Annotated in this window: 4 protein-coding genes; all 4 read left to right on the top strand. The window is 38.1% G+C overall.

The genetic code is table 11. From position 1 onward, the window contains the following. On the top strand, positions 1-264 hold a 264-nt coding region (gene tssD / locus E1171_RS23760), incomplete at its 5' end, for a type VI secretion system tube protein TssD (protein ID WP_222931453.1). Between the two features lie 250 nt (positions 265-514). Beyond that, positions 515-2,341, top strand: coding sequence for a type VI secretion system Vgr family protein (locus E1171_RS08735; RefSeq protein WP_155205625.1), 1,827 nt, complete (start codon positions 515-517; stop codon positions 2,339-2,341). Positions 2,342-2,345: 4 nt separating this feature from the next. After that, positions 2,346-4,151, top strand: a complete 1,806-nt coding sequence (locus tag E1171_RS08730) for a polymorphic toxin-type HINT domain-containing protein (protein WP_155205624.1) — start codon at positions 2,346-2,348, stop codon at positions 4,149-4,151. 1 nt (position 4,152) lies between these two features. After that, on the top strand, positions 4,153-4,767 hold the full coding sequence (locus E1171_RS08725) for a hypothetical protein (RefSeq protein ID WP_155205623.1): 615 nt from the start codon (positions 4,153-4,155) through the stop codon (positions 4,765-4,767). Positions 4,768-5,708: the final 941 nt, after the last annotated feature.

The raw sequence follows: 5,708 nt of genomic DNA, 5'->3' as shown, positions 1-5,708 counted from the left end.
CTATTAATAGAATCCACCGGTAATACTGATTTTTGGCAATGGACGGTTTCTCACAATCAAACCAAGGATGGCTCTATCATCTTTTACCGTAGAGATTCCTTAGGTAAATTACAGGAATTAAAATTTGAAAAAGCCTACTGCATCAAATTTACAGAACATTTTAATGCCAATAACACTACTCCTTTGCAGATTGAAATAACGCTTGCTGCGAAAAAGTTAAACCTCAATGAGGTGAAGTTTGAGAACCGATGGGGGAGTGAATAAAGGGTTTTATTTTCTAAATATGTTTTTACGAAAGGAGGAAGAAATGGCTATTAAACTTATAATTCCAATTTGAGCCTTCAAGAATAACATTTAAAAAAATATTGATTTATAGGTGGAGCCATTGTGAGCAACAATGCCTTTTTGAGGAAGGATTTACCAGGCTGAATCTTTCCATATTGATGCTGTGATATCCATTCGTGCTCTACTGATAAGTTGAATTATTTTTAACTTAAACCACAATATTATTCCGATGGCAACTATTGTATATCCAACGATAGAAATAGCTGGACAAAAGGTCCTGAAAGATGTCAATTTTAGTTTGGAGTTAACCCAAGCTTTGGCGGATCATCACAACTTTACAATCAAATGTCCAGCAGTGGCAGTAGAAGGTGAAGGAGGAGCGCTCATTGATAAAGCGAAGACTTTCATTGGACAAAAAATTAGTATTCATTTTGAGGTAATCACTAACGATAGTGCAGAAAAAGCTTCTAATATGTTTCATGGCATTGTCCTGAACGTTAGTTTACATAAACATGGTGGTTATTATGGAGATTTATTGATTAAAGGTTCTAGTCCTACGCGTCTGTTAGAGCATGGTGAGGATTCTCAAAGTTTTGAAAATAAGCCCCTACCTGATATTATCTCGGAGGCGACTAAGGAATACCCTCAAGATCTTTTTTCTTTAAATATTGCTCCGGTTTATCAAAGGGCCATACCCTACACCGTACAATATAAAGAAACAGATTTTAATTTCTTAAAACGTTTGGCACGCCGATATGGGGAGTGGTTTTACTACGACGGGAAGCAAATCAATTTTGGTAAAGCGAATAAGAATAGTTTTGAATTAGAGTATAACCGAAATCTCCATGATTTTAACTTCTCTCTTAATCTTGAGCCCCAGCAATTTCAGTATATGGCATATGATGCCGTTCAAAGCAAAGTACATGTTGCTTCCTCTACCCAGTTTGCCGAACAAAGCAAAAATCCTTTTGTAAGTCATGCGATCGAAGCTTCAGAGAAGACATTTTCTAAAATGCCCAGCGCACTTTACAACCATTCCCTTATGGAGGAAAGTGGAGAAATAGAACTTTCGGAGATTGCAAAATTGCAAAAAAAGAAACGTTTAAACCTGCTTCTGGTAACCGGGGAATCTGAGCATCCCGGTATAAATGTGGGAGATGAGGTGAAGGTAAAGGGGATAAATTTAAAGAATGTGGAAGAGGAGGATGATTATGGAAGTTATAGGGTGACTGGAATCGTTCATCAATGTGATGAAAGCGGGAACTATAGCAACCATTTTGAAGCTTTACCTGCAGATGCAGAGGTGCCTCCCTATTTTGATGAAAATGCGGTGCCACTTTGTGAAACACATAGCGGGCAAATTGTAGATAACAATGACCCAGAGGGGTTAGCTCGTGTTCGTGTACAATTTCCCTGGCAAGCTCCTTTTAATGGAAGCACTCCCTGGATTAGGCTGGTAAGTGGCCATAGCGGTGGAGGCAAAGGATTTCATATGTTACCCGAAATAGGAGAAGAAGTGCTAGTAGCATTTGAAGGGGGAAATGCGGAAAAACCCTATGTAGCGGGTGCCATGTTCCATGGAGGGGGGAAAAGCGGTTTTCAGGACCCACAAAATAATATTAAAGCCCTCAGGACTCGTAGTGGAAATACGCTGATTTTGAATGATAAAGATGGAAGTATTTCCATTTATGATCCTAGTGGAAATGCCGTAATCTTACATGGTGATCAGAACCTTACAATAAGGGCTCCAAAAACATTAACCATTGCAGCTACTGATATTAATATTCAAGCAGGTAATAGTATCAATGTTATTTCCCAGCCAGCAGAAGAGGGAGGAGGAGAAGGTACTATTACCTTCACTGCACAGAAATCTCTAAGTGCAGAAGCATTAGATGAAACCATTAACATAACCTCCAAACAGGATATGACCCTTGAAAGTAGTGAAGCTGCTACCACCTTAAAAGGTAGTACTGAGATGACGGTAGAGGGAGATAATCTGCAATTGATAGGAGGCAGTAAGGCCGTTATTGAATCCTCTGATACAGACATTGTATAAAGCTATGCCACACGATTTAGAATATGTAACGAAAGGGGCAGTAATGCTTTGTAATCAGGGCGCTGCACCGGTTAAATTCAATCCAAGTTTTAACTCTCACATTAAAATTAACCATTGTCTGGTTAGTACGGAGGCTGATAAAATCCCCAATGTCAATGTATTGCCTTTTGGAGTTTGTGCCAAAACAGGAAATCCATGTGTACCTGCCTTGCTACAATGGCAAGACACCTACAAAGTAAAGGTAAAGGGACAACAAACCCTTTTGTTTAAGAGCAAGATTAACTGTGGAACAGGGGGGGAGGTAGAATTCTTGACCAGTGGCCAAATACCGGTAAGTGATGCAGATTTAGCTGAAATGACTGCTGCCAACCAGGAGGTGGTTCCAGAGGAGGAAGAAGAGGAGAGTGGAGGATGGGGTTGGCTTGATTTGGTAGAGATGGTGCCTGTGGTAGGCTCAGCCGTAGGAGCTATCCGGGAAGCCTCTAAAGGCAATTGGGGCATGGCTGCCCTGAACGTGGGGTTTTTCGTGATGGATGTGGCCGGTTTATTCACAGGAGGGGCTACAACGGCGGCGGCTACTACTGCAAAAGCATCTATAAAAGCTGGAGTGAAAGCAACGGTAAAGGGTGCTGCTAAAAAGGCTGCTAAGGCTGCGGGTAAAACGGCCCTAAAGGCGGGAACCAAAACCTTAAGCAAGCAAGGAGCCAAAGCCCTGGCAAAAGGTTTAGCCAAGAAGGTGGATGATTTTGCGATAAAACATGCTAAAATCTGTGTGTTTGCTTGCTTTCCGGAAGGAACACCCGTTCATACTGAAAATGGGATAAGGCCTATTGAACAGCTCCAAAAGGGAGAGAAAGTCTGGGCCTGGAACGAAGAGACTGGGGAAGTATCTCTTAGGGAGATTGCAGACACCATGCAGCGTACTGCGGATGCTACACTGGAATTAAGTTTTGAAAATGGTCAGTTGGAAACCACTGCAGAGCACCCATTCTTTACTAAGAAAGGTTGGAAAGAGGCAGGGGATTTGGAAGTTGGGGACAAGGTTAGGAATCTCCAAGGGGTATGGTTGTTGGTTAAAGCAATTGACTTTAGGTACGAATCCAAAAAAGTTTATAACTTTGAGGTAACTGACTTTCATACCTACTTTGTCGGGGAACATGGATTTTTGGTGCATAATAGCCAGGTATGCGTAAAAGGCACAGTAAAGAAGGTTGCAAGTCTGATAGGAAAGCATATTGATGAATTAAAAGAAGCACCAGAAGGTTATGCCTTTTTTTATAAAAATGCAAAAAAGAAGATTAGGCGAGTTGATGCTACTGATAAACGTTATAAAAGGCTTACGGTTGACGATGATGGAATAATTAAAGAATACAAAGGGCCTCAACGTATTAGTAAACCAGGGCAACTTAGGAAAAATTTAGGAGATCCACCTGGACCTAACCATCAAGCACATCATTTGGTGCCTGACAATGTAGTTAGAAAGCATGATTTGTATCAAGAGCTCCTAAAAAGAAAGAAAGGCCTATATGATATAGATAAAAAATCAAATGGAATATATTTAGCTGAAGAGACAGGTGGAAGGGTTGCTGGAAAATCTGATATGTTTCCTATTCACAATGGAAGCCACTCTACATATGATGATGAAATACTTAATAGAATTGACAGGGTACTTGAAGAATCTAATATAGATGTTTTTGATTTAGGAAATGTAAGTGATTCAGGCTTGAAAAAATTGGCAGATGAAGTAGAAAAACAGGCTTTAAATCTTATAAAAGAATGGAAAGATTTGAATGGTCTAAAATTATTTTAAAATGAATACAAAAGTATATAAACTTACTCACGATTATAATCATTCAGGAGATCCTGAAAGAGATGCATTTCATTTTCCTTTTGAACATGCAAATAAGGCTTCAATCATGTTTATTAATCCCAAATATAGGGAAAGGTTACCTGATAAAATTTATTTTCAGGCGAACTTTAGTCTCATTCCTGAATATGATTATCCCTTAACTGATTTACGTATTCCAGTGATGAGTTTAAAAATGTTAAGTGTATTAAAAAGTTTGGGTGAATTTGAACATCTAGAAGTTCCTGTTGAAATGATAGATGATGCTTATCCTGTGGAAGATGTGGAAAGTTTACAAGAAGAGGTGCCAGTAATAAAAACATATATCGCTCTAATGTTGATGAGTAGGGAAAATGTTTTTGACTATAAGACCTCCATTTTTGAGCCCTCCTCATTTGACCCTTCAAAACCTGGCATTATTGAAAAACTCGTTCTCCATAAACCAAAGAATGGATTTGCTCCAATTTTCCGGATAGATGAAGCACCAGATATTTTGTTTGTATCCCAAACAGCTAAGGAATCTTTAGAGGTTAATGGAATAAAAGGTTGTGTATTTAAGCCTGTGGAAGTATCAGAATAAAACCCAAATGATATTTTAAAAGTTGGTAGGTTAACTCAGGGGTTACATTTGGGGCCTCTTTTTTCGGATTGATAATATAGATCGTAGGGCTTAAAACATTGCATTAGTTGGAAAAACATTGGTTTTAAAAAAAAGGCCTGACTATTTTTTAGCCAGGCCTTTTTTATCTAATAGGCTACCTTCTTTGGTTAGAATCCTTATCAATTTTTCTCCTGAGATTCTTCTTTTTTTGGAAAAAGGAGTCGTGTGATAATTTTTTTATTTTAGACAAACAATTGAGTTTTTTAGGATTGTAAGGGTTTTAATTGCTTCTATTTTAGAAGCAATTATTCGATTGAACTCAACTTTCCACTGTTTTCTAAATCTGCCTCTAATAATGATAAAAAATTGATGTTCTTCCTTAATACCTTTCGAAGGTACTTTCCATGACTCCTTCTTAAAGTAAGATCTTTGCTGCTTTAACACTAACAATACTTCGATCATAGAATTAGAATGGTGAAGTCATGGTACTCATAACGGTTTGTTCATGGGGCTTGGGTGATGTTGTCATGGTGCCAATAACGGTTTGTTCATGGTGCAAGTACGATGTTGAAATGGTGCCAACAACAATTGGTTCATAGTGAAAGGATGATTTTAGGTTGGCATTAATCATGATTTTGTCTTAGTAGCAAAGGCATAATAATTGTATTCACACATGAGGAATAAGCAAGCTTAGGTCTGTTTCCTTAACAACATTTTACTCAACTATAAGAAGTTTTAATACTTCTTATTTATGGACTATTACTTTTCTTCTCTGTTCCTTTTTGTTGTTAATCAATAGCTATTAGACTGTTATTTTTCTTATTTTTTTAAAACGAGATTCAATCAAGAGGATGGTGAAAAATCCTAAAGTATAAGCTAGCATATCATACCAATCAAAGGAAGAGCCTAAAATTAAGTCA

Origin of the sequence: Xanthovirga aplysinae (assembly GCF_009711365.1) — a bacterium.
In the GTDB taxonomy this organism is placed as follows: Bacteria; Bacteroidota; Bacteroidia; order Cytophagales; family Cyclobacteriaceae; genus Xanthovirga; species Xanthovirga aplysinae.
This window is presented reverse-complemented; position numbering and strand designations above follow the sequence as displayed.